We start from the raw sequence: 26191 nt of genomic DNA, 5'->3' as shown, positions 1-26191 counted from the left end.
TTAATTCTTTAATAGACACCAGGGCTTAAAAGCAGGGGCAACTTTTAGAGACGCTATGCGTAGCAAGATCCCCGTAGGGGTACAGACTGACTGTACTGGATGCAATTATTGCTTTCTTACTTAGGAATCTAACTAGGTACTCAGCACTGTTTCGATGAGCAAAAATTAGATAAAGGAATCCTGCAAGTGTTTAAGCCTGAGATAATTTTTGATCGCCAATGGTAGCCGTTGGCAGTAGCATCTCTTTACAAAAACCATCGCTTGAAGAATGCGCTGACACATTTGGCGATGATACTATCAAGGTAATTCATCATGATGAATTACACGATTTAATAAGCGTGGGCAGTCGAAGTTTACCTAGATGATACCCTTTCCATGAGCAATACAGGGCGGAAAAAAAAATTAGCATCTTTCAACTGTGACCAAAGGAAGTGGGAGCAGTTTATCGCCTGTTGCAACTCGAAAGGCACAACAGCAACAGCCACGCTGCTCGAATTTATCGATCTCTACTTAGGCGATTCCCAAGATAATGTTGATGCAATAGGTGGTAACGATTTAGACGAACGCCTAGATTCAAAGATTAAGGCAAGTGTAGAGAAGTACTTGGTTGAGAGTAATAAAAATCACAGCAGTCCGACTAATGAAACGATAAGAGCTATTTGCGAAAGACTTGATAAGCTCGAGTCAGAGTTTTCAAATGAATCTAATAGCAACCAAACCACAGCAATTGATAATCTCGCCAATTTAGAACAAAAAATTGAAAAGATGGCAGCCCGAATGACACAGTTGGCTGAGGCGATCATTAAAATTCAAGACTATCTCAACAACCAACAAAAGCGGGGACAGAAATCGTACTACAATAATTCATCCTTCAAAGTGCATACTCCCCGAATGCAACCGTTAACTGAAGAAGGTTTAGCCAAGAGACTTGGTGTAAGTGAAGAAAGTGTACGCAAGGAGCGAATTAATCTTCCCCCACCGCTTTTTGTAGCATGGTGTAAGGGCAAAGATAGAGCAGGGTTGGGGTGGGAATTTAACGAAAATACGGGATTATATCAGCCGGCAAGTTAGTATTAACTGTAACAAGCGATTGGGCGTTTTTTTGCGGTCTTGAAGAGTTTTACGGCGTGCATGGTCTGCTAAAAAAAACGTGCCTTACGGTCATATTGAATGGCGCACTCTAAAGCAGGAATGTAAAAATCAGTGATGGTGTTGTGGGTGTTGCTGGTGTAACTAATTTTCCAAGAATATTCACGCAGGTTTTTCAACTTTCTAACCAGTTATCTAATTTTAAGTTGGGAATATTAATAAAATCTTTGATATTGTTAGTAACAAGAATATCGTCACGAGAACAAGCTACAGCAGCAATCAAAGCATCAAATTCTCCGGTTGGTTTCCCAATTTTTCTGAGTTCGCTTTGAATCTTGCCAAATTCGATAGCTGCTTCTATTCCAAATGGTTCTACTGGTAGTAATTCAGTAAACTGCGCTAATATATCTAGATTTTTGGCCACCTGTTGAGAACAATAAACGCCTTTATATAGTTCTGCAACTACAATGATAGAGAGATAGCATTGACTGAAAAAGCGATTAAATTTAGTAACAGCTTGGGGATTTTCGTTCAGCAGTGCAATGCAAATATTGGTATCTAGCAGATACATTAGCCTAAATCCTGATTATCAAGTGAGTCTATGGTTCTGCCTTTATAAGCATGGCGCTGTTGGTCAATCTCTGTAAATATTTCTCCTAATTCCGGTTGGTTCTTCCAAACCCCAAATAATTGATTGAGTCTAGCTAGTCTCTCCTCGTTTGTTAATAGTGGCTGTGGTTCTATAATTTGATTGGCAATAAATTCTACGTCTATGATTATCTCTGTCCCATCTGGAATATTATTAAGTTGTTCTAGAATTTCAATATTTTGACCACGTTTTATCCCTCTAACCTTCATATTTGATTATCTCCTGTAATTATTAGTTGACGGTTAACAGTTGTCTGTTAACGGTGAACAGCCCCCAATCATCAATCTCTAAATTAAAACTCATTTGTCCATAATTTAAGGATAGCTCAGGTTGCACATAAGACACTTTCGCTTTGATTTCATCCATAGCCAACCACAAATCTAATAACGCTTTTTCTTCAGTCAGGCGTTTCTTTTCATCACCAATGCGTGGAATTACTTTTAACGCTACTTCAAATATCCGCATAAATAAGTAGCTTTATCAACATAGGGAAAACCATCATCAAGCGGTAGGCTATCACTTGCCCAACGGAGATTTCCAACGACTGGATGCCCTGAACTTGATTATCTTGGATGCGATCGCCTAATTCATTAAATACCGGATCAACAGAATACCCAACTGAATTCTGACTCCTGACTCCTGACTCCTGAATTCTGTTCGATAATTAATCGTTTCTACTTGTTGAGCAACTCTAAGTCCCAGGTATAAAAACCAATCTGCTCAGGAACCCTAGTGAATCGCCCTGTGCGATGACCCCGTGATAACTCATTCAATACCTTGTTTTTCACTTCTTTAATCTCAGTCGCAGTGAGTTCGCCATAGATTCCGTTGGTAATTTCTGAAACCCCGAAAACTTTACTGGAATTATTTTCTAGAAAAGTTGTTAGTGCATCAATTAAAACTGACCCTGAAATTCTTCGAGCATTGGTATGTCTTTGGGCTGGGGCGGCAAAACTTGTTTCTTATTTTTGCCTTTGACTCTGGTGGACGAATTTTTCGTCTCCGGTTTGGGTAGCAAAGTTAAAGAGAGAGTATAACATCCCGGTTTAGTAGGGACACTGAACCATTTGTTAGTTTCCTTGCCATGAGTGAGGGATGATTGAACTCTGCCTTTGATGAGCTTGAAGGCATCTGGCTCTAACTCCCCATAAAGTGTTTTGACAATAAAATCGATGTGAACAATTGTGCCAATGTGTTCTGCCAATACCTGTTCAATAGCTTCCAGGCGAGACAGGGATTTGAAAATAGGCAGGATGACCGTCTCGGTTCCATATTGCAGTCGCTGTTGAGTTGATGTTTCTATAGGTGGCTCTAGGAGTGCTGAAGTATCTGTAGCTGCATCAGATTCTTCACCTGACCAAGCTTGTATAAGTGTGAATATGTTTTGTTGAGTGGACTCAAGCAATTGTGTTGCGACTGTTGATGTATCCTGTGAATCGTCTAGCTCAAGATGGGTAATAGGTTCAACATCGTCATTAACAGATTCCTCACTTAAGAATAAGAAGAAGTTTTTTCCTTTTTCAGAGGTGAATTCTTCATTAGCCACCTCCTCAGCCAAAGACCAGTTAGATAATAGAGCTTCTACATGAGTCAGATTGGCTTTGGCTAGGGTATATAATTTTTCGTACTCTTCTACAAGAGGTGCGTAGTAATCTCGCAATGCTAATAATGACTCGATTGCTTTTTGGGGAGGTGATAAAGGAAAGGGGCTATTCATCAAGTTTGAAATTAACTAAACTTTGCGACACTCGTATAGTTATGAAACAACATCGAGTGAATTGGAGAGGAATTGACAGTTTCACACCTATTGTAAAGTATTTGAGTAAGTTGAAGCTTCGCTTTGTTTTTCATGTTGTCAAAGCGATTCATGCTATAGACTTCTTGGTATTTGTGGGGAAAGGGTCAGGTGGGGCCTGGGGATGAGGCGCGGGTGTAAAGGGGAAAGGATGGAATTTTCCCTTTCCCTTCCCTTTAACTAATAATAAAACCCTCACTTTCTTAGGAGGGTTGTAGTAGAGCTACAAGTGAGAATTGGCAATTAGTTAGAGGTTCTACACTGAGCAATAATTTCCATAGCTCTTCTTTGATGTTCAGGGATGGAGTTGAGGGCAGATATAAGCAATTCCCGCAGAATCTCAGACTGATTTCTTCCAACCACCTGTGAATAGAGCTTTAAATCACTCACATATTTTGGTTCTACGCGAAGTGTAACACTGGCAGAATTATGTTTATTTGACTTGGAACGCATAATTTGACTCCCCTTATAATATGCTCCTACAAGTATGGGTGTAATCGCATAACCTGAGAATAAAGTAATATTGTAATAATATCATAAAAACATTATAGAAGTCAGAATATTTAGCTTAAAAAATCGATAAATCAGCATAATATGTCAAAAGTAAGAGACAAGTTATCTATGAAGAATTCCAAAAAGAAAAAAGCTTCTCTACCAGTTTATCTAGATGAGTTTGAACGTGAAAGATTAGAGAAAATCGCCTCTGATTGGGGTACAAGTCTATCAACTACAATCAAAAGGCTGATTAGAGAGAGAGAAATTAATTATTGAGTAAGCTCATCAATGAATAACTGAATAAAGTAGGACGATAATCTTTGAATTCTGTCTTACATCCTGTGAAAAAAGTTCACAAAAAAGCTTGTTAAGTTTGTCTCAAGGTTTAGTTGATGTGATAGTATGATGCAGTCACTAACAGTAGAAAGAAAATAAATATGGTGAATATTTATCTCAAAGAAATTCTACTTTAGTGTTGTAATTTGGCACTGCTATTTTTTGGCAATCGTTAATATTAAGTAGCGGTTATAGATGCGTAATGTCAAAAGTTATTCTCTGGATGAAGGGATAAATTATGGAACCAAGGACATGAATCGCCATACTCTTGATTCTGACGAATGTATTCTTCTCTTAAGTTTCGAGGTAACACAATTAGACTTATCTGACTATTTATGACAAACAAAGGAGCGATTGTTTTGGTAAGTAATAGAAACGAACACGGGTCACGCCAAAGAGCTAAAACTAAGAATCAGGTAATTGCCAAGCTGATTGGCAAAGTAGGTTTGAAATACCAATATCAGATATATGCAGCTGGGACAACGTTGATTGTGGCTTTTCAAACAATGCCAGCCCATGCGTTTGGACTATTTGACCCAACACAAATTGCATTGACGTGTATGTTTGGAACAGCAGCTGCTACAGGAAATGCCTCTATTAACGCCTTACCCGCAGTAATAAACGCCGCAATAACAGTGATGTTATTCGTTTATTTCGTAGCGTCTGGAGTGAAGGTGGCTAATGCACTGGGAGACGGACAAGAAGTAACGCAGATAGTGCAACAACCTATAGGCATATTTTTTGTGACTTTGGTGTTATTCATCGCCCAAAACATTCTTTTTGCTGGTGTCACAGCAGCTTGTTAATTAAAAGGGAACAGGGAACAGGGAACAGGGAACACACTTAATGAACGTCTTTTTAAAAGAGCAGGGGAAGAAAATGTTTTCCAGCCTTCCCAGTCCTCCTTTTTAGTCACTCCTTTCTCATCCTTAATTCTGTTCCCTATTGCCCGTTCTCTATTTCCTATTTTATGAAACAACAACCACAAATTAAACAAGTTAATCAATCTTTAGGTCAAAATGCCTCAATAGGGATTTTGACTGGTTTTCAGTTTGCGATTTCTTTAGTTTCGTTTGGAGTAGGTTTTTTCATAGCATTCTTATTTGGCATAGGAATGATATGGAGCATATTGATAGGTGTTTGGGTAAGTGCTACAGCTTTAGTTTTATCAGGGAAACGACCTTATTTATTTTGGTCTAGAGTGTTCCCAGGTGTTCCAATATGGTCTAGAGGATACGTCAAATACTCTTCTCCTCAAAACAAGAAAAGAGCAGGCTCTAAAAAAATTCCTAAATCATGGTGAAAATTAAGAATTCTCCAAATGTCAAAAAAGTATCGGCTTTTGAAGATTTTTTGGATTTGACCACAATAATTAGATTGAAAAAAGGCAGCTATAATATTGGGGCGTATTTGTTAAGTAAAAAGCAAGTAAGTGACACGAATAATACTTTACAATTAGTATTTGGATATAGCTGCACAGGGTTTCATCCGTTGTTTAATTCGGATGAACAAGTAGAAGCAATAGCGAAAGCTTTTGAGAATGGTTGCAAAGAAATTCCCCAGGGAGAAAAATTTACTTTTCGCTGGTCTTCTTTATGTAATGAATCAGAAGTATTTGAAGCATATCGAGAGAGATTAACAAATCCAGTATCTCCTGAAAGTGAGTTTCTGGATTGGGGGCAAGTAGCGAGAATGCAAGAACTGTCGCGGCGACGGCAGCGTAAAAATATAAAATTGAACATTTATACAACTTTCACTATTAAACCAGGAGGGACAGAGGGAGGCGATGCTGTAGATAGAGCGATAGTGAAGCTGGCGAATTTTTTACAGCGTCGGTTTACACCAACGGGGGCAACTGAACTGACAAAGAAAAATTTAATCCAGATTCTGGAAAAAGCAATAAATGTATCATTGAGACATCAGCAGATATTATCTGAAATGAAATTATTCCCATCACCGAAAACAGAAAAGGAGCTATGGAATGATTTAACTTATTGCCTGGGAGCGAAAAGTGTAAAAGTGCCACATACACTAGTATTTGATGAATCGGGTTTGAGGGAAGAAATTAACGAAGCGTCACCATTAAAATCACAATATATTGACCAATTACACGCGACTTCAGTACTTTTAAACAATGGGATTCCCTACGCTGATAGGCAATGGGTATGCCTACCAAGTAAAAATAAAGAGAAAAAATATGTAGGAGTGATGACGCTGGCTCAAAAACCAGAAGCATTTGCTTCTACTAGGGATCAGGTGCGCTTTTTATGGAATGTGTTTTCGCGTGAAGTGATTTATGATGTTGAAATCATCACAGAAATCAGCCCAGCCGATCAAAAACTGACTAGGCTAACTCAACAGTTAATAACTAGGCGTTCGCGTCATGCGGAAATTAGTGCCAGCAAAAAAACTATAGACGTAGCATCACAGATTAATACTGAATGGTCTGTAAACGCCCAAAAGCAGTTATACACAGGTGACACGCCAGAAAATCTAGCATTAATTGTTCTTGTATACCGCAACTCGCTGGAAGAAATTGATGATGCTTGCAGACTGATTTCAGGTTATATAAATCAGCCAACGGAGTTAATACGTGAAACCCAGTATGCATGGTCTATCTGGTTAGATACTTTACTGATAAAACAAAAACCCCAACTAACCAGCCCTTACAACAGACGGACAACATTTTTCACGAGCGAGATAATCGGATTAACGCCAGTAATACAGAATATGAAAGCCGATGAAAAAGGCTTTGAATTGATTGCAGATGAAGGGCACTCATCAGTTTGGATAGATTTCTCAAAAACGAAAAATGTAATGATTATTGGGACTACAGGGAGTGGGAAATCAGTATTAGTATCGTCAATTATTGCGGAGTGCTTGGCAAAAGATATGTCGGTATTAATTATAGATTTGCCAAACGATGACGGTTCAGGAACCTTCGGAGATTTTACGCCATACTACAACGGATTCTACTTTGATATCTCCAGACAATCAAATAATATTGTTCAGCCGCTAGATTTATCAAAAATCCCATTAGAACAAAGAGAAGACAGGGTAAAAGCACATCGCAATGATGTAAATCTAATAGTGTTGCAGTTGGTTCTGGGTTCACAGCAGTTTGAGGGGTTCCTTGCTCAAACAATAGAATCGTTGATACCTTTAGGGACAAAAGCTTTTTACGAGAATCCAGATATTGAACGACGTTTTGAGTTGGCACACTCAGCAGGAATCGGAACCCCAGAGTGGGATAACACGCCGACTCTAGTTGATATGGAACAGTTTTTTTGTGCCGATTGTATTGATTTAGGCTATGAGGATGAGAATGTTGATAAGGCGCTCAATTATATACGCTTACGACTACAGTACTGGCAAGCAAGCTCAATAGGAAATGCAATTTGTAAACCTTCAACTTTCCAAACAGACAGCAAGCTAATTACGTTTGCATTAACGAATCTGCAATCAGATAGAGAAGCAGAGGTGTTCGGGATGTCAGCGTATATTGCGGCATCGAGACAATCACTATCATCGACAAACAGTATGTTTTTCATGGATGAGGCGAGTGTATTGCTACGGTTCCCGTCGTTATCTCGGTTAGTAGGCCGTAAATGTGCTACGGCTCGGAAATCAGGATGTCGCATTGCTCTAGCTGCTCAAGATGTGATTTCGATTGCCAAATCAGAAGCAGGGGAACAAATATTACAAAATATGCCTTGTCGATTAATCGGGCGAATTGTCCCTGGGGCAGCGAGAAGTTTTTCGGAATTGCTTGGTATGCCGAGAGAAATTATAGATGTAAATGAAACTTTCATGCCAAACATCCAAGAGCTATATACGTTATGGCTGTTGGACTACAACAATAAATATATAAGATGCCGTTATTATCCTTCATCTCCCCTTTTGGGTTTGGTTGTGAATGGTAGGGAGGAGCAAGAATCACGAGACAAGTTTAAAAAAAATTACAATGATAAGTTCACTTGGGTGGCAGAATTTTCAAAGTATTATGTTGAGTGCATTAAGCAAGGGAAACCATTATGAAAATTCTTGCATTATTAATTCAAAACAAGATTTTATTGGCAATATTGGCAGGTGTAGTATCAATTGGAAGTTTTCAAGTATGGAAAGACAATCAAGCGAAATATGAGAAGTTTATTGCTAGTCAAGAAAATAATTGTAAAGTGTATATGAAAATGGGAGAGGATGCAGTTAAACGGAGTCCGAGTTTGAGAAACCTCAAATACAATAATATAGTGACTCCCGGACTAAAGCAGCCTGGAATAAATTCTCAATACGAAGTAGACAGTAGATATCTTTTACTTTACAACAAGCCTGTTTCTACTCTTCCACCAAATACTGTGGTTTATGAGAATGGTTTTTTTAAAAGTTTATTATCAAAGGCTAATTATCCTCCTGAGTCATTGCTGGTTAAAGCTGTTTCTTTTGATTTGAAAAATCAACAAGCAACTGTTAGTTCGTATTGTGCAAAAACCCCTTTTGTAGTTCGTTTGGAGAATTTATATGAAGAATTTCAACCAGTTGATCGTGATCTCAGGGGTAGTAGTTCAAATTTATTTTTCTAGTATTCCAGCCAATGCAGCTAATGTCGAATCTAGCAATAATTCAAATCAATCTTTTTTGCTGCAATTTCAAGAAATTTACAATAGCTTACAAACTTACATAAATAGCTATCAAAAAGAATTTACTAAAGCTGTAGGAAAGCTGGAAGCGGAATTAAATCAGGCAATTCAATCTAGTGTAGGTGATTTAGGAATTCCCGATCCTTTAAAAGCTGGCAAGAACATTGAGGAAGTTTTACAACAGCAAGAAACTCAATTACTAGTATTAGACCCTCGGATTCAAGCCCAGGATGCTATTAGAGAATGGAATCAGCAATACACTCGCGGTCAATCTCAATCAGTATTAGGTGGAGAGGGTCAAAGAGTACAAGCTCAAGAAGCCCAAATAACCAATGATGCGATTTCGCAATCTTCAGATAACGCTGATGCTGCCCAGCAGGATGTTATCACCCAAGACATCTTAAAAAAGATGGCTGTCCAAAATTTACAAACGGCTGTGGTTAGCAAATCAATTCATGCAGAAGCTCAGAAACAATCCCGTTCATTAGCTGCTGCAAATATTAATCTTGCTGATATTTCTAGCCGTATGGATGAACAAGCAAGACTTGAGCAGCAAGAATCTAATGCAGCAGCTAGACAAATATTGCATTCTGCTGCCGTCAATGATGCTTTTTGGGAAAATCAATAAAGAGGGGGAAGGGGAAAAGAAGCCCGATACATATTTAAAAATAATGGAGTAAGAGTGGTTCTACGCTGCAATCGCACTACGTGGTGAGTATTATCTCTTGTAATATTCTCCATATTTTAAAATACTTGCTTTGCATCGTATGGGAAAAGTTTTACTCTTTTTTTCCTTTCCTTTCCCCCCGCCCCTTATCCCCAGAGAGGGCCCCACCTTCCCCCTTCCCCCTTTTTAATAAAATAGCTGATTAAATAAAATGCTTTTAACTATTCTTTTAGCTCAATCAACAGGTCAGCAACCTGGACAAAATACGGGTACTACTAATTCAGGTGAGATCGTTGATGGTGCTATTGATGGGGCAGATTTGATTGTCAAATCTTTTGCTAATGATTGGGCAGAGCTAGCATCTGGGACAAGTTCTATTTATATAGCTGTTGTGGCTGTATCAATGTTGGTTGCAGTAGTTTTAGTCAGCTTTGCCTCCTTGGGTTGGTATAGAAAGTTCGCTGAAGAAGGTTTTTCTTACAATTTTGTAAGTGAGATGGTTTTTCCCTTGTTAGTAATTATAATGCTGACTAACAATGGTTTTTTATTGGCTAATACCACAATCGCTCTCAAGGATGTGTCGGCTAATCTAAACAGGAGTATCCTAAGTATTACTAGAAACGGTGTAAAGCTGAAAGATGCTATAAGGAATGTGAATGCAGATCAGAGTTTCATTTTAGCTACACAGACAGCTTTGACTGAATGCGAAAAACTTGAAACTTCTCAAACGGATAGTAAGGGCAACACAACAAATCCTAGACAAACTTGCATCAAAGAGAGTATAGAAAAAGCTCAATCAGACGCGCGCGAAGCCAGAGAGAAAAGGGGAACTGTTTCAGGTACGGGAAGCTGGAACCCTTTGGATATTGGTGGTGAACTTGTCAATAGTGCAATTCAAGGTCTTGTTTATGTGATCCTGAGTGGTTTATCCGCAGGTTTCCAATATATAGTGCAATTATCCTTTTTGTTAGTTGCTTACGTTGCACCTATATTCTTGGCATTATCTTTACTGCCTTTTGAAAGCAAGCCTCTTTATGCCTGGTTGTCCGGTTGGCTAGGTTTGACACTAATACTAATTTCATACTCGATAATAGTAGGTATAGTTGCGAGTGCGATAGTTGACAAACCTTCAAGCAATCCATTGTTGATGCAACTAATACAAGCAATTTTTTCGCCATTACTTGCAGTAGCCATTGGCACAGGAGGGGGGATGTCAGTATTCACAGCTTTTACTAGTGGAATTAAATTCTCTGTGGGATTAAGAAAATGAGGCTACTAGAAAAAAAAGAATTAAATTTCACTCCAATATTTTTGATAGGGAATGCAGTATTACTGAGCCTACTACTGTTAATAGAAATCATAAATTTTGCGAGAGTCGGAACTATAGCTAACTCGAAAGCACCGACATTAGTAGAATTAAATGATGGAGAATCTATAAGAGTTAGCGCGATACATAGTGAGTCGAGATCGCCTCAAGCCATCAGGTATTTTGTCGGGCAGACAATGACAGGGTTACTGAGTTGGAATACATTGCCAAAAGTGACTGGTGACTACGATGCAGACCCTATTAAAAAATTAAAGCTTGATGTGGGTGTGCAAACAGGGAATAGCAAAATTACAACGAATGTATGGGCTACAGGGTTTGCGTTATCAGAAGATTTCCGTGCTGAGTTTCTGAAAGAAATAGGAAATCTCACACCACCAGATGTATTTAATGGTACGACTCAATCAATTTTAAAAATCAGTTTACTTAGCGAACCTAAAAAAGTAAAATCAGGAAAGTTTCAAGTAGATATGGTAGGGGAAGTAATAGTTTTTCAGGGTAATAATCTGGTTGGAGAACCAATAGGGTTTAACAAAAGTGTTTTTGTCAAAGTGATAGACACACCGACATTACCGCAGATTTCATCTGAGTTTCAACAAACAGCTTATCGTGCCCGCAAAGCAGGTTTAGAAATATATAAAATTCAAGATTTGAATTTATGACACAAACGCAAGAATCTCCAGCAGTAAATGAAAGAAACGTTCACCCCCTAGAGGATGAAGCAGAATTTTTAGCAAAAGAACAGTCAGACAAGAGAGTAGAGAATAACCTAGCTAACCCAGGTTCTTTGGATAAGAAAGATAAAGATTTCGCCGCGATGAATGGGGTAAGTATTCAGCTTCAATCCTTAGCTGATACAGAAGCTCCTGAACCAGAAGAAATCACAACTACTCGTACAATTCCGCAAAACCCACTTTTAAAGATGGCTGTTATCGGTGGGATAATATTGATTTTTATAATGATTGTTGGCGGACTAATTAATGGTTCTATGAATGCCCTGAACTTTTCTACTACAAAAATAGAATCACCAAAAATAAGTCTTGAAGCAATAGAAGAACCAGTCAAGGATGAGACTGGACAAAATAAAACAGCTTTAGCTTTGACTAGCCAGAATGTGGAATTTAAGAAAATCCGCGATCAAAAAGCAGAAGCAACAGCAGCACCTAGTCCCACATTCACACCTGTGACGGTAGCTCCACCACCGACAAGAACAATACCTCAGCGTACACAACCAGTAACAGTTTCTAGAAATCCCTTTCCACCGAGAATTAATACATCGGTTAGACGCTCGTTGCCAGTTATTCAACCTCAACCTCAACCAAAACAAGTAGCACGAGTAATCCCCAATGCAAGTTCGGCTGTAAAAACTCAACCTCTAGACCCGATGCAACAATGGCTTGCTGTTGCAAACGTTGGTAGTTTCAGTAGTTCAGTCAACTCTGATGATGAACAATTAAACCCCAGTGGGATAAAAGGGGGAATAGGGTCAAGTACAGAAATTAAAAATCAAACTACTGCACAAACAACTGATTATAATACAAAGCGTATTTTAGTTGGTAGTACTACAGAAGGACGGCTAGAGACACCAATATTTTGGGGGACTAATGATGATATCGGTCAAAATTACCTGATTAAAATATCCCTCCCATTGAAAGCATCAGATGGTAGTGAAGTGTTACCTACAGGTTCTTATCTGGTAGCTCAATTGACTAATTCAAATGGCTCAGGATTTGCCCAATTGCGCGGGGTTTCAGTTTTAATTAATTCCGAAGGGAACACCCAAGAAAAGAAACTGCCAGAAAACGCCGTTTTAATTATGTCGAAGAACGGCAGTTTTCTCAAAGCCGAATCTCGCAAAGGTAGTAATTTAGGAGGTGATTTGATGTCGGCCGTAATCGCCGGTGTTGCCAAGGCTGCTGAGATCCAGAATCGCCCAAGAAGTCAGACCAACATTAATACTAATGGATTTTCTAGTACTACAACTACTAATGATGATAAAAATATCACCTCTGCTTTTGGTGAAGGTGCATTTAACAATGTTCTCGAAGGTATTAAAGCATCTAATCAAAGTCGGTCTGGGCAATTAAATAGCCAAGAAAAAGTGTTCGTGATTGATGCTGGTCAGACAGTACAGGTATTCGTTAATCAAACGATTTCGTTATGAAAAAGATTCTAGCCCTAGCTGCAACATTATTGTTAATTAACTCTCATCAGGTTTTAGCTGGAAGTGTTAGAACTGTTTACTCTCAAGATGTTGATTCTAATTTTCTGGAACTGAAAATTTGGAAAGGTTATGGACTGACTATTAATTTGATGCCTACAGGTGAAACAATCAAACAAGTTTGGATTGGCGACCCCTCTAGAATTACTTTTACTTCAAACGGTGGTTTATGCCCAAAGCAGTCCAACGATTCTGAATGTGTAGGAGGTAAAGCAACTGTAATCTTTCTTCGCCAGATTGACCCGATCAAGTTTCCTGTTACCTCTAGCAGCAATGGAAGCACTCAAATTACATTACTTACTAATGAAAAGCAATATCAATTCAAGATAGTTCCCGCTAGTGGCAACCCAGCTTACACGAGTTTGGTGATTAAATCTGACTCAGATCGCCCATTGCCAATTAGCCCGGAACTATCGCCACTTCCCCTAACAGTTGAAAAACCGCAATCAGTGCCGTCAGACTTCCCGCAGCCCTCGCCTCAACCTGTTGCCGTTTTACGCCCCAATCCTGGGACTACGCTAAACGGTGCAATTCAGAGGAACGATGCTAATGCTCTCGCTTTTGGGCTAGCAGAGGCTGGGCGGAAAGGTGAGGTTCGACCCGGATCTACCACATGGAACAAGGTGCAAGATGCTATCAAACTATTGCGGCGTGGCAAGAGTAGAGAGGAGGCAATTTCACTTTCTAAAGTCGATGCTAAAACCTTTCACCAATTACTTGAATGGGGGCAATTGTGAGCAAATTCTGAAAATTTATTCGTAAAGAAATAGGTAATTCTCTGTATTTGCTTAGAAATGAAGATGAAACAACAATATCCCGATTACTTAAAACAAAATGATGAAATCTAAAACTTTTCTACTGACTGCGTTGGCTACCCTGGCTCCAATTTCCGCCTCGATCGCGCAGACACCGACAACTACCCCGACAATTGAGTATTCTCAAGGCTTGTACAAAACGGTTGCCCCCGACTGGTCGAAAATCACATGGGAAACCTTGCCGCCCGTTCAGCAGCCAGGATTTTTAACAATCCCTAAAAACCTGATTTCAGTTTTTGGATACGACCCCTCGCGCTCGTGGACAGCAGGACAAAAAGTTGATTCTGTTGTGATGCTGGGTGATGCGGATGATGCCTTTAAGATGTCTGCCTTGAGCTTAAAGTCCATTGGCACGGTGGCTTTGCCCACTACAGCCACAACCACTAAACCCACCCTCAAAGACTTTGGGCTAATGCAATGGCAAACGCCAAAAACATTAGTTAAAGCAATGCCCGAACTGGGCAGGGTTAACCTATCTAAGGTTCCCCCACTAGCCGCTCTATTCTCTAAGAATCGCGGACTGGGTAGCAGCACTGTTTCTCAAGCCATAGCCTCAAATCCTCAAGCCGCAGATTTGACATTAGATAAGATTGATCTAAATAAGTATTCTCTTGATTCAATTCCTGGGTTGGACAAAGCTCAATTAGGGAAATTTAAATCATGGCAGCAAAGTTATATTAACCAAGTCCCTGGATTAAACCAAGTACCCTTCGATAAGATGCCTCAAGCAATTAATTCTGGCGTTGGTGTCGTGGGAATTGCTTCTGTAGTTCTTGGTACTTCTGAAAAAGGTGATGCGAGGGTTGGAAATAATTATTTTATCTCTGGCAGTGTAGTAAGGGGCGATAAAACTGTACCTAGTGCTTGTTCTGCTGGTAAAGAATGCTCATATCTAGAAATGGGCGATTTCTCCGGCTCAGAGGGTGCATTATATGGTAAGCGCTGGGCTTCTGGGTCATCACAGCAAGTATCGGGCGGTTATGGTTTCTTGGCTGCGGTCAATTCCGGGAAGGAACCGACAGGACGGCTGGTATATGGTAGTGGCTTTAAGGTGGCGCTGACCGGAGTGAATGAATCCAAGGGGACTGCCGACTTTGGCTTATTCTTTCGGATCTGTGCGCGTCCTCCTTTTATGCAAAAAACTTGTACGCCCTATTTTATTGGGCCAGTGCCTTGGATACCAGTAAATGAAAATAATCTAGTTATTGTGGGAAGCGGACAATGACAACAACGACCAACACGCAAGTAAATGCTAACCAATTCATTCCACCAGGACTTGAGTCTGCACTAATTTCACCTGCTGGACTTGGATTACTAGCCTGTGGTGCAGTAATTGTGGTGGCTAAATATATTGATGCTAAAGGAGGTATTGCTAAACTAGCTACTGCCCGATGGGGTGGAACAACAGAGAAGACAGCAGCCCGGAAACTAGCGTGCAAACAAATAAATAAACGTAAACATAATCGTGTGTCGCTGTACGTGGGGACTCCCAAGAATATAAAAAGTGAAATTGTCAATGGTGTCAGAAAAACGTGCATTCCCGAAGATCCAGCAACACTTTACCTACCAGACGCGCAACGGGGGATTTTCGTTTGTGGTGGCCCAGGTTGTGGAAAATCATTTTCAATGATTAATCCGTTGATTCGTTCAGCAATAGATCAAGGATTCCCCTTAGCACTTTATGATTTTAAGTATGCACAGCTTGAATCAGCCACAGATGCACCTAAAGGACAAGCACCAATACTAGCAGGATACGCCCTAAAACGTGGTTATCAAGTCACCATTTTAGCTCCAGGTTTTGCAGAGTCGGCAGTTGCCAATCCGATAGATTTTCTTCGTAGTAATGAAGATTCGGAAATGGCACGGCAGCTGGCAATCACACTCAACCGCAACTTTCAACTCGGTTCGGATGATTCAGGAAATAGCTTCTTCAGCAATGCAGGAGATCAACTGGTGCAAGCAGTTTTTATGCTGGCGAAAGGAACACAATACCCAGATATCATGATGTGCCAAGCAATTCTCGGATTACCGAAGCTAGTCAAGCGTATGGAAATTGTAGAGAACCTGAATTTCATGGTTAGGGAAGCTTTCGCTCAGTTTGTATCTGTAGCTGGTAGCCCAGAGACAGCAGCTAGTATTGTGGGAACAGCAAGCGGATTGTTCAGCCGATTTATGGTTCCGGCAGCATTGGCAGCTTTCTGCGGAAAAACCAATATTCCACTGGACTTGAAAGGACGGCAGATGGTGATATTTGGGATGAACAAAGAAAAGCGTGATGTAATTGCACCGTTGCTTGTCTCCATTCTGCATTTAATAATAAGTAGAAATGTCGCCTATAAACGCGCTTGTCCTCTTGTGCTTGGGATTGATGAATTACCAACATTATATTTACCAGCCTTGGTGGATTGGTTGAACCAAAACCGGGAGGATGGACTAATTTCTATCTTAGGTTTACAAAATCTCTCAATGCTAATTGAATCTTATGGAGAAAATACAACAAATGCCATATTTGGAGGATGTGCTACCAAAGCATTCTTTAACCCTCAAGATGATGTAGCAGCAGAACGTTTTAGTAAGTTCTTAGGTGATGAAGAGATTAAATACAAGCAACGTTCCCGTTCATCAGGAGGAAAAGGCGGTGCAAGTATTTCTAATTCTGACCAAAACAGTACTCGCAAGTTATTTGATATCAATCAATTTAATACCTTACCAGAGGGGAAAGCTGTAATAATTAGCCCAGGTTTCCGTTCTCGCGGACAGATAAGTATACCAATCTTGCAAAATATTCATATTCCTCAACATGAGATTAATTCGGAAGCGGCGAGTGTAAAAGCTTGGTATAAGTTCCAAAAGTCATTAGCCATGAAGTCTATTTTGAAACCTCCAGCAGATGAAGAAATGAGAATTCGTCGGGCAGAGGCATTAAAATTGTTGCCTTTGATAGAAACTCAAGAGCAGCTATCAGAATATGCTAGTTTGATTTAGGCAATAAAAAGGGAACTCTTAACGGGGAAGAGGGAACTATTAACTCTTAACAAGGAACTTTTAAGAGGGAACAGGAAAACTCATTTTTTTAAACATGAGATTGAAATAATGACACTGTTTTTTTCGTGTTACGCATCTCAAAAAACATTTTTTGACTGAGCTTTAAACTTTGAAACTTTAGTTTCTTATCTGTTCCCTATTCCCTATTCCCTATTAAGAGTTCCCTTCTTCAATCATCAAAAATACTTAGGATAAAATTCATGTCATCAAGTAAGTTTTACCCGTTCTCTGATTATGATAGAAAACAAATTGCAAAACTCCCTCCTGATATAGCAGCCCTCGCAGATAAATATCCAAGCGAAATTTTGAACACTGCTGATAGTTGGGATAACTTGCCTTTTGATGCTAACTATCTTCCTAAGTGTCTGGAAGTCTATAGTAGCGATGCAGATGATGCCAATATTTTTGTGTTAAATGGTGTTCTGAAAGATTATGTCCCATCTCAGGCTGAAAAAAATACATCATCGATAACAGTGATGATTGATGGAGAATTTGCTTACATTGAAGTTGAAGGAAGACAGGTTCTTAATAAACTCGGTGGGATAGTTTTGCCAGAAGTAGCGATTAATCCTGAACTGTTAATACAGTCAATTCTCAAAGGCGAAAATAATGATTGATGATGGTGAAGCGAAAGAAATTAAGCGAGATTATCTAGACATTTTAGAATCTCTCCTCAAACTCATTCATGCGAAAGCTAAAGAAAAAGGATTAGATCCCAGCAAGGATGTTCATATTTACTCTAGCTCTAGCAAAGTTTATCAAGGAATATTGGGAGAATCACCCTCTAAAAACTTATTAACACCAACGATAGTAGAGAACTTAAAAAAAGCTCTGTCTGACCCCAAAAATTCTCAAGGTGCAATTTCTATTAAAATTGGTCATGAAAAAGTATTCCACATTAAAAATGGAGAGGTACTGACTGACAAATTAGGTTTAGCTCCCCCATCACCGAAAAATAAAGTTGTAAGTAATGAGCGAATCTACAGTGTAGAAGCTTTGCAAAAACAAGTGGCTGTTTTGCAATCTAAACTAGAGTCGCAACAAAAACTTGTTGACAGTCTCAAAAAAAATGAACAAACACCTGAATCCTTGTCAGAACTGGCTGCTCAAGTTAGCGAAATGGGCAAGTCTTTAGAAAAGCAACAACAGTTGATTGAGAACACCCAAAAAGCTTTGTCCCAAGTAAATGAACGGTTTTTACCACAAGTTCAAAATACGGTTCTTCAAAACTGGGTTGGGTCAGTTGAACGTCAAGTAAAGAAAACGGCTTCAAACGCATTTGAGCGCCTTAAAGATGCGCTGACCCCTGAAGTGACGAAGTTAAGGAAAGAAATTGCACAGATGAAAGCTCAAATAGAGCAACAAGTTACTAACCGACTAGATGAAGCCAGGGATGAACTCAATCAACAAGTTGGTAACTTAACTCAAGAGTTACGTACACAAGTAGATGGTGCTAAAAACACGGTTGAGCAAAAGATTAAGGGTGTTCAGTCAGCCATTGACAATACTCGAACTGAACTACGGGCTGCTGTCGATGATGTCAAAGGTCAGGCAATTGAGCAAAGTGTCAAAGCCCTGTTGAATATCTTGGGCAAAGATAACCCTGATGGTTCTAAAAGTTTTAAAAGTACAAGCTTTGACTTTGAACGCCTTGGCAATAATGTAATCGTTCGTGCCAAAAACGGCGATGCTGTTCTCACTGATGGAGTTTTATCACCTAACGTAAGTGACCAACAGTTACAGGCACTTGGTAAGGTTCAATCTGTTGTTGATATGCATCATCAAATTCAGCAGGATTCTCAACAAGAATCACAATCTAGAGGTATGCACAGATAACCCGGATTTCTCACCGATGCTCAAAGCCTGTGCTTGTGCAGGTTCGCTAGTGGGAGCAGAGGAGAGTTATTGTACAAGTTCTTTCCCCTCTGCCCCTTCCCTCAAGCTTGTGAGAAATGCACAGATAAGAGGCAACACGGTTCGGATAAGTACAATGAACTTTCCTTGTGGTCTGGGAAATGGTTTTGGGGTAAGGGGTAAAGGATGTATTTAAAATAAAACCTTTCCCCTTTCCCCTTTAACCGAACCGTATTGGGATAAGAGGCTCCTTCAAGGTGGTGAAAATGCTTACTATTGCTTTATTGTTTGTACTGGGTGGGGTAATTTTTCTCGCTTGGCTGCTTGGTTTTTTTCCACCTCTTCTTCCTGAGCCAAAGTATCGCTCCCAAGATTTTAAACCTGACCAATTACCAGCCAAGAGTACAAAAGCGTCGTCAATTTCACCTCAAAATTTTGTACAACAAAGCCCAGCACCGACACAAAAGGCTCTCTTAGCTAAAAATTTTAAAAAGCAGTTACCACTAAGCAAAGCAACAACGCGAAGGGTTAGATTAGCTAAAAAGCTTAAAAAGCAGGCAAATATTCAGTACGCCTCTCAAGTGCTGCAACGGCTTCGGAGCATAACTCCCATTGTTAAATTATCAGTAGTAATCGCCACACTGCGTAGGATATCACCTTACGTTTTTGAAGAGTTGGTACTTACTTGCTGCCTTGAACAGGGCTGGCAAATCCAACGCAACTTCCGGTACACTGGTGACGGCGGTATAGACGGTCGCGTATTAATTTTGGGAAAGCTCTATGTAATCCAGGTTAAACGCTACACTAATCACATTAATGCAGAACACATCAAAGATTTTCTGTCTTGTATTGAGCATGAAAGAGCCAGCGGTGGATTCTTCGTGCATACTGGCATAACTGGACAGTTGTCAAAACAGTTGATTCGTCGCTCCAATAAAATAATCTTAGTAAGCGGTCAGAAACTAGTAAATTTTGTCTTAAATAAGCAGTTAAAAATAGTGGGAATAACAATAATTGGTAAGTCTTAATTTTCATTTCCAATTGATTAGTTAGCGCCGAAACCGGATCTGCTCCCCGTTGTCATCTGACTGTTGAGGATTTATTTTCAATCTCTTCAGAATCAATGGTTTGTCATCTCTAATCAGTTGCCTAACGATGTTCATTTTTTCCTCAAAAGTCAAAGCTAAAGCATCAGTTGTAACACTCGTAAATAACTCGCTGACCTTTGCTCCTGTTACCTTTTCACCTTTGATATATTTTCCTACTTCCATAACTACTTCTGCCAATCTTTCAATATCTAAACCCTGAATCATCTGTTTGAGATGCAACTTTAATTCTGCTAGTAATGTTTTAGCTAAGGTTGACTCAGTAGCTGATTGCTCAACAGAGTTAGAGGTGGATAAAATAGCTCTCTTCTCTACATGAGATTGCAACTCAGCCGTCAATGCTGTTTCAAAGTTATTGAATGTACTTTTAGCAGCAACGAGTTGCTCTTTGTATTGAGAAAGTTGTTCTGTCAATCCTAATACTGCTTGGGTTAAAGCAGACTCGATAGCTGATTGCTCAACATAATCAGAGATTGACAGAATAGCTTTATTTTCTGCATGAGATTGCAACTCAGCCGTCAATGCTGTTTCAAAGTCATTGAATGTATTTTTAGCATTAACAAGTTGTTGATGAGATTGAGAAAGTTGTTCTGTTAGCCCTAATACTGTTTGGGTTAAAGCAAACTCGATAGCTGATTGCTCAATATAATCAAAGACTGATAAAATAGCTCCTTTTTCTGCATGAGATTTTAACTCTTGAGTCAAGGCTGTTTCCAAGCCATTAAATGCAGTTTTATCTTCAACTAACTGCTGATGAGATCGAGAAAGTTGTTCTGTTAATCCTAATACTACTTGGGTTAAAGCAGACTCGATAGCTGATTGCTCAATATAATCAGAGATTGATAAAATAGCTCTCTTTTCTGCATGGGATTGCAACTCAGCCGTAAATACTTCCTCCAAGTCATTAAATGCAGTTTTATCTTCAACTAACTGCTGATGAGATCGAGAAAGTTGCTCTGTTAATCCTAATACTGTTTGGGCTAAAGCAGATTCAATACTTGATTGCTCAATATAATCAGAGATTGATAAAATAGCTTTCTTCTCTGCATGAGATTGTACCTCAGCCGTCAATGCTGTTTCAAAGTTATTGAATGTATTTTTAGCAGCAACGAGTTGCTCTTTGTATTGAGAAAGTTGTTCTGTCAATCCTAATACTGCTTGGGTTAAAGCAGACTCGATAGCTGATTGCTCAACATAATCAGAGATTGACAGAATAGCTTTATTTTCTGCATGAGATTGCAACTCAGCCGTCAATGCTTCATCAAAGTCATTGAATGTATTTTTAGTAATAACAAGTTGTTGATGAGATTGAGAAAGTTGTTCTGTTAGCCCTAATACTGTTTGGGTTAAAGCAGACTCAATAGCTGATTGCTCAACATAATCAGAGATTGTATTTAAGAGTTTTCTGGTGGCTGGTTGTGAAGAATGGACATAATTTGCTTCTCTATTAAAAATTGTTGAATTTTGTCCGTTAACTTGTCTTGAGAGTTTCTCTGTTCGTTGACCTCGAAGCCCATCATCTGTAGAGCTTTGGTTAATTCCTGCAATATCGTCTCCATGCTCGAAGACTTTTTCGAGTTCAGCATCTCGGTTAATTGCTGCAAGAAATTCGCGTGACTCGCACTCATTTCGGTTAGTTTCTCGGTTTGACTCGTTTCTAATAACTTGATTAGCTCGCTCATCTGCTGGCTGTTGGTTTGTAACTGCTCGATTTTCTGGGTCAATTGCTCTATCTTCTCGGTTAGGAACTGTATCTGAGTTAGGTTGTTGTCGTTGGTTAAAGTCATGGGTTTGTACCTGTGGTTTATTTTGTAAAAGATAGGGAACAGGTAATGGGGAACAGGCAACAGTTTTTTCTATTTCCTCTTCCCTGTGTGTTGGTAAGAGATCCAATTTGTCATTCCCTGTTGCCCGTTCCCTGTTGCCTGTTCCCTCAAGTTGTATAGAACTTTGTTCTGGTATTGGCTTACGCAAAGATGCAAAAGCCGCAGCCTTTGAATGCTGATTCTGCTGTTGCCAGTCCCGAAAGGTTGCAGCAAGATGACTCAATTTCTCGTAAGCTTGTGGCCCATTTGCGAAGATGAAATCATCAACACCTTTGTCTGGGCCTGGCAAGTTGATGACTTTTACTCTTGCTCCAGCTTCTTGTAACAATCTTCCAGTTACGGAAATATCTCGTTCGATATGGAGCTTAGTTTCGGGCTTGGTTTCGTAGTCAAAGCAGAACTTGAAAACTCTCCCTTGTGTGGCGAAAACGGCTAACTCTTCATGAAGATAGGACTTACCGATTTTTTTGCCAAACTCGTCTTTTGGAGAGCGATATCCTGCTGAAATTCCAGGTAGCCCAATGGTAGCGTGACCCTGACTCAACAGGCTGGCCGCTTTTTTGGCTCCCTCTGCGATGGCACACGGTAAATTATATTTCCACACACAATACCAAAATCCCGATTTACGCTCCTGCTGGGTGGGGTTAACTTTATGTTTGGAGTAAATGCGTTCGGCAATATCTTCAGAGACATTGAGCAAGAATATACTTAATTCAACCTTTGGGGGATGCTCATATTTAATGAATTTCCCTTCAATTATCTGCCCAGACTCATCTTTTTTGGGTCTAGGCGTGTTCGGCTTGTAACATCCCCATCTTTTGCTTGCAGGTTTATCACCTGGGGTTAAATCTCTAAAACAACGTGGGTCAACTCCAGCATCACACCACCAACCACCAGCATCAAGGTGAGAATAGGCTTTGATTAACCCTTCGCTAAGTCGCCCCGTATTTGTACGATTAAGTTTTTCACTAACCATCAGCCTTTCCCAAGCCTCATGCTCACCACCTGCATAGTTGAACTGAAGGCTTTCAAAGTTTAGCGCTGCAATTTCTGGGTGAATGGCACTTGATTCAAACTCTTGCCAGTGCTTTGGTTCAATAAAATTAGGTATTTTTTCAGTCTGATTTGGTGTCCAAAATGCTTCTGTTGGTACAGCAGTTTTTAATACTGGTTTTGAAAAAACAGGAGGCTTTCTATCATCTCTACGTTTTTCTTGGAGAGTGGGTTTGGCTACAGTTTCTAAACTCGTTGTAACTAATGGGGCTGGCTGACTAACTGGCTGATTAACTGACAAAGAGACTTGTTCAGTGATTGATGGTTGAGCTTTTAGTACTGGCTCTGCTATTGCAACTTCAAGTTTTACTACTGGCTCATTAGCTCTTAGAGTGACCGAGGCAGTTTTCGCCTGAATTCGTTCTACTTTTAAGGAATTCATCAGCAATTCTAAAGCGTTATCTTTGGCTTTAGACTCTTGCGCCAGTTCCAGCAATTCTGATTTGTCTTTAGTATAAAGTTTAACGTTATGCCTAGCTCGACTAATCGCCACATAAAAACTTTCTTGCCCAATGGTGTAGTCTGCCGCAATCAAGGCTAGGTCAGTGGTTTTGCCTTGGCTGCTGTAGATTGTGCTGACAAGCGCGTAGTCTAAGTTTTGCGCCTGTTTTAGGTTAATAGTTTCAGTTCGATTGCTATCTAAATACTGAATTTGGGCGGAATCTCCCTCAATCGCCGTAACTACAAATTCTTGACCATTGCGCCTTTGTAATTGGCGGTCATTTTTCTTCCATTGCAAGCGATCGCTTACAGCAATCTCAATTTGCTCGCGTTGGTAAACAGCTTTGTCAAAATTGGCATCTACTTCTAACTGCTTTCCATCGTCTGCTTTCAAAATTAATCGGTCGGTGTTCTTGCCGACGACTTCATACAGCTTACCTTTCTCTAAACCCCGGCGTTTGTAGTTGCGCGTTGGCATCACCACATTACCTAGTTCAAAGTTATGGGTATAGCGTAGCTGCACTTTGGTCAGGTTTAGAGCTTGCAACTGGGTAATGTTTGCAGTAGCCCCTAAACTTCCTTCAATTTTTAGCTTGCCTCGGATTGCCTGGGTAAGTGCCAACTTCTCTACATTTGTGCCAGCCAGTACCAATGTTCGCGCTCGTTGCTCTTTCGTTAATCCTATATAGTCAGCAGCAATTATCTCTCTTGTAGTATCGGGCGATACTTCCTGAATACTGCCTATAGTCTCTAGTTGCTTAAATCCCGCTTCTACTCTCCCGTCTGCAATTAGGTCTACTGCAATCTTCAGATCCGGGTTCCTCTGTCTGTTTGATTGGGTTAAGTGCGCGGTCTTGATGCCAGCTTGTTGCAAGGATTTGAATGGGTTTCCAGCTTCTACTGCCGATAATTGCTTGGTATCGCCAACTAGTAATAATCTTGCTCCCTCAGTGGTCGCTCTTTCTAACAGGGCATGAGCATCTTTGGCACTAAGTAAACCTGCCTCATCCACAATCCAAATCTGATTTGATTCAATTAGGGGTGCTGGCTCAGACACTAATAAACTGGCTACAGTCTCGCCTTGTATGCCTAGCTCCTCACTTAATACCTTAGCCGCCATTGATGAAGGGGCAAAAGCTTTGACTGTATAGCCTTGGGCGAGTGCGATCGCGTTTAATTCTTTGAGGGCAAAAGTCTTACCAGCACCAGCTACCCCTTGCCACGCAATGAATTGGTCTGTCGTCGTTGCAGCTAGACTAACTGCCTGCCTCTGCCCAAGGTTTAGTGAGGTTTTATCCAACTGACTTTCAATTACTGGAGTTGAGCAGATAGGGTTTACTTTGCTTTGTCCCGACTGCATTAATTCAATAGTAGCCAGTTCTCGCTTTACTGCTGCCCATGTTGTGTATTGCATCTGCACGTAAGGCAGAACAATTAACTCCTGATGTTGCTTGATCAATGGCTCAATTGCAGTCACATCAGTGAAGAGGCTTTCAGAAAGGATGAATTTCTCCAAATCCTCCTGCTTGAAAGCGACATTCCTCTCACTACAATGAGCAATTGCATTATCGAGTGCATCTTCTAGAGTTTGTTGTGAAAGAGAATCTTGTACAAAACTATTTGGCTCAACAGGAAGAGAGAAATTGATGCCCAGTGCCGCAGCTTCTTCATTCCACAGTGATTTGAGTTCCGATTCTGTTACCTTTTGCTTGCACTGCCGAGTGTTATCCCAGATTTTTTCGCGTTCTGCCCATGTAGTTGATGCACCCGCCGCAATAATTTGCTGCCGCCGTTTTGAAAACGCCTCTAAGTCTTGTTCCTTGAACCCCTTGATCTCAAATTGTCCATGTTGACGTGGCTCGACCTCATACCCCAACTTGATTACTTCTGTTGCCAGATAACTTTGGTATGCCATACCCAGGAATTTCTTGTTGGCGAATATCTCATTATTGACCAAGCTCATCCACTTACCGTCTGCCTGGGTTGTGTTCATGACTAAGCAGTGGGTATGGAGATGGGGGTCTAAGGAGCGACTCTCGATGTGGTCAAACTCTGCAACCACCAAGTTAGCTGTGTTTACCCTGTGACGAGAATCTCCTTGTGTCACTCTAGTTATTGCGTAACGTTGTTCCATCAACGTTAATACTTTTGTTAATGCCTGATGATGCGCGGCAATTAATCTTTCATCTCCACCTACCAACGCCATTAGGCTCACACTCTTGGGGGCAGAGAATGTACAGTCTAACGCTGCTCTGCGTTGGTCGGGCTTTAGTACTCTGGCATTAAGTTGCTCACGACCATTAGGCGAAAGCCCAGAGATGACATTTTTAAACGCTTGCTGATTTTCAACTGCTCCTGATAAACCAAGCTTCTCTGCACCTTGACCACTCCAGCGTGACTTGCCTTGGTGATAGTAGTTCTTGATGAAGTAGTTGACTGCCATCTCTGATGACACGTTAGCAGCTGTTAGCATCGCTCACCTCTGCCATCAGCAAAACATAACTTAACTCGACGACTATTGAACAACTCCCAAAAAATATTGAAGTCATTGTTCAACGCCGACATCAAACTCGCTTTGGTTTGATGCCGAGTTAAAATTTTTTGATGAGACAATAACAGCAACAAATTTTTTATTCACCAACTCTCATGCACTTAAATATAGCAAATTATCGTCTAAAACTTTCTGCCAAATTTGGCGTACTGTGCGTAAGGTTTTGCTATTATTGCTTTAGCAAAAGAATAATATCATTGTAATAGTATATATATTAAAAACGCCTGTATTTAGAGGGATTGCGCCAGAGTTGCGCCAGAGTTGCGCCAGAGTTGCGCCATTTTTTG

The 26191-nt window shown here is 40.2% G+C and carries 22 protein-coding genes; 16 read left to right on the top strand and 6 right to left on the bottom strand.

Going from position 1 to position 26191, the window contains the following annotated elements; all coding sequences use genetic code 11:
* The first annotated feature begins 375 nt into the window (after window positions 1–375).
* Window positions 376–1071: a hypothetical protein gene (locus GJB62_RS34135; protein ID WP_114083959.1), complete on the top strand. Its 696-nt coding sequence runs from the start codon at window positions 376–378 to the stop codon at window positions 1069–1071.
* Between the two features lie 193 nt (window positions 1072–1264).
* On the opposite strand, the gene GJB62_RS34130 is transcribed toward GJB62_RS34135, so the two are convergent.
* From GJB62_RS34130 to GJB62_RS34110, 5 genes are all read right to left on the bottom strand, one after another.
* The gene (locus tag GJB62_RS34130) at window positions 1265–1660 is read right to left on the bottom strand and encodes a type II toxin-antitoxin system VapC family toxin (RefSeq protein WP_114083958.1); all 396 of its coding nucleotides are present in this window, start codon (window positions 1658–1660) and stop codon (window positions 1265–1267) included.
* Entirely contained in the window at window positions 1660–1947 is a 288-nt protein-coding gene (locus tag GJB62_RS34125; RefSeq protein WP_114083957.1) for a hypothetical protein, read from the bottom strand. The genes GJB62_RS34130 and GJB62_RS34125 overlap by 1 nt, the downstream gene beginning before the upstream one ends.
* A 22-nt stretch (window positions 1948–1969) precedes the next feature.
* A complete protein-coding gene (locus GJB62_RS34120) occupies window positions 1970–2203 on the bottom strand; it encodes a hypothetical protein (RefSeq protein WP_159402676.1) in 234 nt (77 codons plus the stop codon).
* Window positions 2204–2633: 430 nt separating this feature from the next.
* Window positions 2634–3455, bottom strand: a complete 822-nt coding sequence (locus tag GJB62_RS34115) for a hypothetical protein (protein WP_242060912.1) — start codon at window positions 3453–3455, stop codon at window positions 2634–2636.
* 321 nt (window positions 3456–3776) lie between these two features.
* Window positions 3777–3986 carry a hypothetical protein gene (locus GJB62_RS34110; protein ID WP_147262545.1) on the bottom strand — a complete coding sequence of 70 codons (210 nt, stop codon included), beginning with the start codon at window positions 3984–3986 and terminating at the stop codon, window positions 3777–3779.
* Between the two features lie 168 nt (window positions 3987–4154).
* Between GJB62_RS34110 and GJB62_RS34105 the strand changes: the two genes are divergently transcribed.
* From GJB62_RS34105 to GJB62_RS34035, 15 genes are all read left to right on the top strand, one after another.
* The gene (locus tag GJB62_RS34105; protein ID WP_114083956.1) at window positions 4155–4304 is read left to right on the top strand and encodes a ribbon-helix-helix protein, CopG family; all 150 of its coding nucleotides are present in this window, start codon (window positions 4155–4157) and stop codon (window positions 4302–4304) included.
* A 395-nt stretch (window positions 4305–4699) separates the two neighbouring features.
* A complete protein-coding gene (locus tag GJB62_RS34100; protein ID WP_228039061.1) occupies window positions 4700–5170 on the top strand; it encodes a hypothetical protein in 471 nt (156 codons plus the stop codon).
* 164 nt (window positions 5171–5334) lie between these two features.
* On the top strand, window positions 5335–5667 hold the full coding sequence (locus GJB62_RS34095; protein WP_114083955.1) for a hypothetical protein: 333 nt from the start codon (window positions 5335–5337) through the stop codon (window positions 5665–5667).
* Complete coding sequence (locus GJB62_RS38260) at window positions 5661–8402, top strand: DUF87 domain-containing protein (RefSeq protein WP_114083954.1); 2742 nt, start codon at window positions 5661–5663, stop codon at window positions 8400–8402. The genes GJB62_RS34095 and GJB62_RS38260 overlap by 7 nt, the downstream gene beginning before the upstream one ends.
* Window positions 8399–8944: a hypothetical protein gene (locus GJB62_RS34085; protein WP_114083953.1), complete on the top strand. Its 546-nt coding sequence runs from the start codon at window positions 8399–8401 to the stop codon at window positions 8942–8944. The genes GJB62_RS38260 and GJB62_RS34085 overlap by 4 nt, the downstream gene beginning before the upstream one ends.
* Window positions 8883–9629 (top strand): hypothetical protein, encoded by a 747-nt coding sequence (locus GJB62_RS34080; protein WP_114083952.1) that lies wholly within the window; start codon window positions 8883–8885, stop codon window positions 9627–9629. Before GJB62_RS34085 ends, GJB62_RS34080 begins: the two co-directional genes overlap by 62 nt.
* A gap of 250 nt (window positions 9630–9879) precedes the next feature.
* Window positions 9880–10938, top strand: coding sequence for a type IV secretion system protein (locus tag GJB62_RS34075; RefSeq protein ID WP_114083951.1), 1059 nt, complete (start codon window positions 9880–9882; stop codon window positions 10936–10938).
* Window positions 10939–11207: 269 nt separating this feature from the next.
* The gene (locus tag GJB62_RS37815; RefSeq protein ID WP_245246325.1) at window positions 11208–11654 is read left to right on the top strand and encodes a hypothetical protein; all 447 of its coding nucleotides are present in this window, start codon (window positions 11208–11210) and stop codon (window positions 11652–11654) included.
* Window positions 11651–13156, top strand: coding sequence for a hypothetical protein (locus tag GJB62_RS34065; protein ID WP_114083949.1), 1506 nt, complete (start codon window positions 11651–11653; stop codon window positions 13154–13156). Before GJB62_RS37815 ends, GJB62_RS34065 begins: the two co-directional genes overlap by 4 nt.
* Window positions 13153–13950 (top strand): hypothetical protein, encoded by a 798-nt coding sequence (locus GJB62_RS34060; protein ID WP_114083948.1) that lies wholly within the window; start codon window positions 13153–13155, stop codon window positions 13948–13950. Before GJB62_RS34065 ends, GJB62_RS34060 begins: the two co-directional genes overlap by 4 nt.
* 97 nt (window positions 13951–14047) lie before the next feature.
* Window positions 14048–15253 carry a hypothetical protein gene (locus GJB62_RS34055; RefSeq protein WP_242060913.1) on the top strand — a complete coding sequence of 402 codons (1206 nt, stop codon included), beginning with the start codon at window positions 14048–14050 and terminating at the stop codon, window positions 15251–15253.
* Entirely contained in the window at window positions 15250–17013 is a 1764-nt protein-coding gene (locus GJB62_RS34050; RefSeq protein ID WP_114083946.1) for a TraM recognition domain-containing protein, read from the top strand. Before GJB62_RS34055 ends, GJB62_RS34050 begins: the two co-directional genes overlap by 4 nt.
* A 260-nt stretch (window positions 17014–17273) precedes the next feature.
* Window positions 17274–17690, top strand: a complete 417-nt coding sequence (locus GJB62_RS34045; RefSeq protein WP_114083945.1) for a hypothetical protein — start codon at window positions 17274–17276, stop codon at window positions 17688–17690.
* On the top strand, window positions 17683–18909 hold the full coding sequence (locus tag GJB62_RS34040) for a hypothetical protein (RefSeq protein ID WP_114083944.1): 1227 nt from the start codon (window positions 17683–17685) through the stop codon (window positions 18907–18909). The genes GJB62_RS34045 and GJB62_RS34040 overlap by 8 nt, the downstream gene beginning before the upstream one ends.
* Before the next feature lie 284 nt (window positions 18910–19193).
* Complete coding sequence (locus tag GJB62_RS34035) at window positions 19194–19955, top strand: restriction endonuclease (protein WP_199346470.1); 762 nt, start codon at window positions 19194–19196, stop codon at window positions 19953–19955.
* A gap of 21 nt (window positions 19956–19976) precedes the next feature.
* Here GJB62_RS34035 and mobF read toward each other — a convergent pair whose 3' ends face one another.
* Window positions 19977–25826, bottom strand: coding sequence for a MobF family relaxase (gene mobF, locus GJB62_RS34030; protein ID WP_114083942.1), 5850 nt, complete (start codon window positions 25824–25826; stop codon window positions 19977–19979).
* Window positions 25827–26191: the final 365 nt, after the last annotated feature.

This window comes from Nostoc sp. ATCC 53789, assembly GCF_009873495.1.
GTDB classification, from domain to species: domain Bacteria; phylum Cyanobacteriota; class Cyanobacteriia; order Cyanobacteriales; family Nostocaceae; genus Nostoc; species Nostoc muscorum_A.
Note: the sequence above shows the minus strand (reverse complement) of the source record. Positions and strands in the feature narration are given on the sequence as shown.